The sequence below is a fragment of the Aestuariimicrobium sp. Y1814 genome (assembly GCF_050113895.1).
Taxonomy (GTDB): Bacteria; Actinomycetota; Actinomycetes; order Propionibacteriales; family Propionibacteriaceae; genus Aestuariimicrobium.
On the sequence record NZ_JBNJRW010000027.1, the window covers coordinates 1 to 4,286 of the forward strand.

5 protein-coding genes and 1 pseudogene are annotated in these 4,286 nt (G+C 70.9%); 2 read left to right on the forward strand and 4 right to left on the reverse strand.

Annotated elements, in window-relative coordinates; all coding sequences use genetic code 11:
• Positions 1 to 420 (forward strand): hypothetical protein (locus ACQE3C_RS15260; protein WP_434539978.1); only part of this gene is annotated, 420 nt, incomplete at its 5' end.
• Here ACQE3C_RS15260 and ACQE3C_RS15265 read toward each other — a convergent pair.
• The 4 genes and pseudogenes from ACQE3C_RS15265 to ACQE3C_RS15280 form a co-directional block, all read right to left on the reverse strand.
• Positions 393 to 1,004 carry a hypothetical protein gene (locus ACQE3C_RS15265; protein WP_434539979.1) on the reverse strand — a complete coding sequence of 204 codons (612 nt, stop codon included), beginning with the start codon at positions 1,002 to 1,004 and terminating at the stop codon, positions 393 to 395. The genes ACQE3C_RS15260 and ACQE3C_RS15265 overlap by 28 nt on opposite strands.
• A gap of 100 nt (positions 1,005 to 1,104) precedes the next feature.
• The gene (locus ACQE3C_RS15270) at positions 1,105 to 1,662 is read right to left on the reverse strand and encodes an NADAR family protein (RefSeq protein ID WP_434539980.1); all 558 of its coding nucleotides are present in this window, start codon (positions 1,660 to 1,662) and stop codon (positions 1,105 to 1,107) included.
• Between the two features lie 826 nt (positions 1,663 to 2,488).
• Positions 2,489 to 2,803 (reverse strand): annotated as a pseudogene (locus tag ACQE3C_RS15275) (AAA family ATPase); the annotation flags it as partial.
• A 10-nt stretch (positions 2,804 to 2,813) separates the two neighbouring features.
• Positions 2,814 to 3,668: an alpha/beta fold hydrolase gene (locus tag ACQE3C_RS15280; protein ID WP_434539981.1), complete on the reverse strand. Its 855-nt coding sequence runs from the start codon at positions 3,666 to 3,668 to the stop codon at positions 2,814 to 2,816.
• A 103-nt stretch (positions 3,669 to 3,771) separates the two neighbouring features.
• On the opposite strand from ACQE3C_RS15280, the gene ACQE3C_RS15285 reads away from it, so the two are divergent.
• Entirely contained in the window at positions 3,772 to 4,137 is a 366-nt protein-coding gene (locus ACQE3C_RS15285; RefSeq protein WP_434539982.1) for a DUF2568 domain-containing protein, read from the forward strand.
• Positions 4,138 to 4,286: the final 149 nt, after the last annotated feature.

Sequence of the window (4,286 nt, forward strand, 5' to 3'; positions counted from 1 at the left end):
CTGCGCGTCCCGGGCCACCGAGCCCTGCAACTCTCAGCCAGGTCGTCCCCGAAGGGCGACTCGCTCAGCCTGGCAGTGGCCCGATGGACCCGGGGTGCAGACAAGACGATTCGCCTCGTCCACCCCAATGGTCAACCAGTGAGCGGTCAGCGGGGACGCCGCACCCTCGATGCCGCGGAGTACCGTGGTGGCATGAGCGAGAAGCGGAAGTTCAGCGACCTGCCCGTCTGGCTGCGGGGCGTCATCATCGGCGGCGTGACCGTCGAACTGGGCCTGCGCGTCGCGGCGCTGGCCGACCTGTCCCAGCGCCCACAGCGGAAGGTCAACGGCTCGAAGAAGGCGTGGGCCGTGGGGCTCAGCTTGGTGTCGTCGGTGGGGATCCTGCCGAGCGTCTACTTCTGCAAGGGCCGCAAGGACTGAGCCCGACGTCGGCGCTCCCGCATCGCGACGAGGACCAGGCCGGCGACGCCGCCAGCCACCAGCAGGGCGCCGCAGACGGCCGTTGACACCCGTCCCGGCCACGGGATGTAGTCCGGCTGGGTGAACATCTGCAGGACGAAGGGCTCGAGGGTCGCCCCGAGCGGCACCGTCAGTCGAGCGAGCAGCCCCAACCACCCTTGGCGATGGGCCAGCGACCCGACGAGGCCCAAGGGTGCGCCGAGGACGAGCGCGAAGGCGAACCAGTAGCGGTTCGACGCCCAGATCTCCGGCTCGAAGATGCCGACCACCTGCCCCAGGCCGTAGTGCGTCACAAGGGCGGTCAGGCAACTGACGACCCCGATCGCGGCCGCGCCCAGCGGCCGCCGCACCAGCCAGCCCGCGAGGATCGGGAGGCCCGCCCACGCAGTGCCGGTGTTGAGGAGCTTGTTGACGCTGAGCCGAGTCGCCAGGAGCGTGTCTGCCTCGCCCGTGAGCTGGGCCTCGCTGGTGATGCTGGTGAGCAGCGACAGGAGTGCGAGCGCGAGGGCCGCCGCCATGCCGAGGATCCATCCGCGCTTGTCCATGCGCTCGACCGTAGTTCTGCGCCGCTGGGCCGCACGAGCCGCTGAGGTCTCGGACACCGACGGTCCGCTGCGACCCTGGTCTCGCTGTGGGCCGAGATCGTCAGAGCCTGCTCCGCGCCTCCATCAACGCGAATCCCAGCAAGTTGAGGCCGGGCCAGCGCTGGGGGACCTCCGCGAACTCCGAGTCGGCGGCGAGGCCGATGCCCCAGATCCGGTCGACCGGCGACGCCTCGACCAGCACCTTCCGCCCCGTGAAGAGGAGGAAGTCACGGAGGCCGGGGTCGCTGCTGAACTTCGCGATCGACGCGGCGACGACGATGTCCCATCGGTGCTGCACCCACACGGCCTCGTCGAAGCCGGGGACCTGTCGTCCGATCGCCTTCGCCTGCGCGGGTGACGGGGACGTCAGGACAGCCGCCGCGCGTTCCGCGTCGTCGAACAGGAGGGCCTTGCGCCACATCATGTAGTGCTCGGCAGACCCGAACGTCTCGTTGTCGGCATCGAAGCGTGCGGGCCACCACTGGCTGAGGCAGGCCTTGTCGAGCTGGCCGTCGCGGCGTGGGCGGTGCCCCCAGAAGGGCAGGTACCGCGGGCGTGCGCCGGCGTTGATGCTGCGCACGAGATCCTCGACGGTCCGGGAGTCGGCAGCAGTGGTCACGGGGCCAGAATAGCGCGGGCCGAGGTCTACCGATCAGAGAGCTCTGCGACGAGCGCCAGAATGGCTCGGCGACCGCGTCTGGCTCGACCAGGAACTGGAGGTGGCCACCGTCGAGAGTGGCGTGGGGCCAGCGGTGGTCCCGTGCGCGAGCCAGCTCGTCGGCATACGTGCCACCGAACGCCAGATAGGCGTTGCGGGACGACGTCCACCCGTCCGGCGCCGTGAGGTGCGTGTCGAAGTAGGCCAGCGGCACGCGCGGGCAGTCACGATCCACGTCGTCGAACTGATCCGCCGGGATGACGTCGTCGTATGCGTCCCGTGGCCACCAGCGCGTCCAGGGCAGGAGGAGGCCCTCGTCGTCGGCGAGGCCGTCGAGGTGGGTTCGGAACCGAGGCGGCGCCAGCGGGTAGGTGCCCGAGTCCGGCGGGAGCGACGTATCCATGAAGACCAGCGACGCCTTGGCGGTGGCGAGTGCCCGGACCAAGGGCGCCACGAAGCCCGCGTTGCTGTGCGGGATCACGACCGTGCCGGGGCCGACCAGCGCGGACCACTCCTCGACCAGGCGGGTGGCGTCGACGGTGCCGGTGGGGGTCGGGGCCGCCCGGGCCGTGGTGCCGCCCCTCGTCAGGGCTACGGCCAGTCCGTCGTAGGCGGACGCCGGTAGCAGCGGGCTGGGCAGCAGGAGCAGGTCGCTCGTCGCCGACGTCGAGAGCGACTCGATGGCCGTCGCCAGTTCGTCGACGGGGCGGCGGCCGTCGAGTTCCAAGGTCGCGGACCGGCGCAGCAGCGGCTCCACGGTGCGGACGTACTCGCGGATGTCGGCCTGCTCCGCCTCGGTGCGGCCGTAGGGGTTGTTCGTCCGCGTCGAGACCCGGTGCAGCAGCACCTCGACCGGGGCGCTCAGCAGGACGATGTGATCGAACCGGTCATGGAAGCGACCCTGGTTCTCCACCGTCCCCGACACGATGACGTCGGCGTGCCCGGCCAACAGGGCGTCCATCCGGGGCTCGTCCCACACCGCGCCGGGCAGCTCCCACCCGTCATAGTCGGTGTCGACGGTGACGTGGCCGCGCCGGGCGAGCTCCTCGAGGAGCGTCGTCTTCCCGGCGCCAGACATGCCGGTGATCAGCACTCGCGCCATCTCGCGTCCGTCAGGCGGCTTCGACCCGGGCGATGAAGTCCAGGACGAGGCGGTTGACCGCCTCCGGATCGTCGGTCGATACGACGTGGCCGGCGCCGGGGATTACGGTCAGCGGGGTCTGGGGCAGCACCGTCGCGAGTCGGTCTCGGGTCCGGCGCGGGTCCGACGTCGTGCTGCGCTCCCCGAGCACCACCTGGAGCGGGCCGCGGATGGCGGCGAGGTCGTCGTCGGAGAAGACGGTGGGGAGCGGCGAGGCGGGCCAGAAGCGGCGGCTGGCGTCGAGCAGGCTGATGATGTCGTCGGCCGGGCGATGCGCGAACAGGTGCTTCCAGCGGCGGGGCGACTGCCGGACAAAGCTGGCGGCGAACCCGAGGAGGTAGGCCGGGCGGATCGGGTGGAGGGTGGCGGCGGGCTCGAGCAGGGTGGTCGAGGCGACGCGGTCGGGTGCCTGCATCGCCAGGCCGGCGGCCGACCATCCGCCGTAGCTGAGACCGACGAGGTGCGCGCGCTGCACCCCCAAGCCGTCGAGGGTCTGGACGATGCTGTCGACGACGGCCTCGAGGTCGGGGACGGGTGAACTCTGGACGCTGCCGCCGCAGTCGACGATCGAGTCGATCGCGATGACCGGTCGACCAGCGGCGAGTGCCTCGACGTTGGGGCGCCACATCAGCGACGTGCAACTCATGCCGTGGAGCAGCACGATCGGTGTGGCGTCGCCGCTGCCGACGGTGAGCGTCTGGACCTCGCCGTAGCGCGTCTCCACGCGGCGCACCTCGTGCTCTGGCCAGAGGGCCCTCGCGTCGTCGTAGACGCGCCGGTACTCGGCCTCGCCCTCGTCGCTCCAGAATCGACCGACCTTCGCCATGGCACTCACCCTTCGGTTGGCTGGGTCGAACCTTACCCGCGGGCGCGCGGGCAGGGCCTAGACGGCTGAAGGCGGTGCTCCGCCACATGGATAGCATCCACCCATGAGTGAGGAGTCGACGGCTCGGGACGAGCGCGCCATGACCGGCTGGCACCTGCTCGCCTTTCTGGGCGAGCTGGTCCTGTGGGGGTGCGCAGCCTACGCCGGTTGGGTGCTCGCCGACGGTGGCCTCCGGTGGGTGGTGACCGTGGCGTTCCTGGTCGCGATCATCACCGTGTGGGCGATCTTCGCCGCGCCCCGGGCGGCCCGACGCCTGAGCACCGGACCGCGGTTGGCCTTCATCGCGGGGCTCGGCATCGCGGTCGCGGCGCTGCTGGCTGTGGCGGGCTCATGGACCGCGGTCATCGTGGCGCTGGCCTCGACCGTTGCGGTCGTCATCGCCCAGTGGTTCGACGCGCGGCGAGGCTGAGAGCCCTATGTCAAGCAGCCTTCGTCAGGAGGCTGTTGAGTCGGCCGTGTAGGTCGGGGTTGTAGGGCGTGTGGTCGTGCCAGCAGCGCCACAGGATCCTGGTCCAGTTTTGGGCCAGGATTCTTGCTGCGTGGGGGTGTCGGCAGCCG